The sequence below is a fragment of the Nocardia sp. NPDC058497 genome, assembly GCF_042720195.1.
Taxonomy (GTDB): domain Bacteria; phylum Actinomycetota; class Actinomycetes; order Mycobacteriales; family Mycobacteriaceae; genus Nocardia.
Genome location: NZ_JBHXMY010001074.1, coordinates 1 through 1,004, shown reverse-complemented (window position 1 = coordinate 1,004; position 1,004 = coordinate 1). Strand labels below are relative to the sequence as shown.

The window sequence follows — 1,004 nt, the reverse complement described above, 5'->3', positions numbered from 1 at the left end:
GACCGGGCACTGCTCGACGCAGGCACCACAGGTGGTGCACGACCACAGCACCTCGGGATCGATGACGCCGTGGACGTCCTCGGCACCGATCAGCGGACGCTCGGCTTCGGCGCGCGCGGCCTCGGAGATCTTGGCCAGCTTCGCCTCGTCGGGTTTGCCGTCGGCGTCGACCAGACCGATCTCGTCGCCACCGGGATCCTTGCGGCCACCGGCCAGCAGGTACGGGGCAGCGGCGTAACCGTGGTCGCGCAGCGACATGATCAGCAGCTTCGGCGAGAGCGGCTTACCGGTGTTCCAGGCGGGGCACTGCGACTGGCAGCGACCACACTCGGTGCAGGTGGAGAAGTCCAGCCAGCCCTTCCAGGAGAAGTCCTCCATGCGGCCGACGCCGAGGTTGTCGACATCGGGGTCGACGTTCTCCATGTCGAGGACCTTGCCGTTGGACATCATCGGCTTGGCCGCGCCGAGGGCGACGCTGCCGTCGGCCTCACGCTTGAAGTAGATGTTCGGGAAGGCCGAGAACCGGTGCCAGGCCACGCCCCAGGTGATGTTGCGGCCGACTACGAGCAGCCAGACCATGCCGGACATCAGCTTGACGAACGCGAAGATCGAGATCAGCGTGACGTTGGCCGGGATGATCTTGGCGAGCTGGCCGGTGACCGGGTCGGTCCAGGTGGAGTGCCCGGTCAGCGACAGCACACCGGCCTTCACCAGCACCATGCCGATGCCCTCGGTGAGCACGACCCACTCGACGAAGTACGCCGGACCGAACTTCGAGCCGCTGAAGCGGGAGATCCGCGCGGGCACCCGCGGGTGGTTCAGCTGGCGGATGATCATCAGCGTCGCGATGCCGACGACGGTGCCGACGCCGAGGATCTCGTCACCGAGATGGAACCACCAGGTCTCGCCGATGAACGGCCACGACCAGGTGGGCTCGAAGGTCTGCCCGTAGGCCATGAACCAGAACTGTGCGCCGGCCAGGAAGCCGATCATGACCAGCCAGT

Annotated in this window: 1 protein-coding gene; it reads right to left on the bottom strand. The window is 66.7% G+C overall.

The genetic code is table 11. The features are described 5' to 3' along the window. Positions 1–1,004, bottom strand: a 1,004-nt coding sequence (locus ACFWPJ_RS33805) for a 4Fe-4S dicluster domain-containing protein (protein ID WP_378857716.1), incomplete at both ends; no start/stop codon positions are given.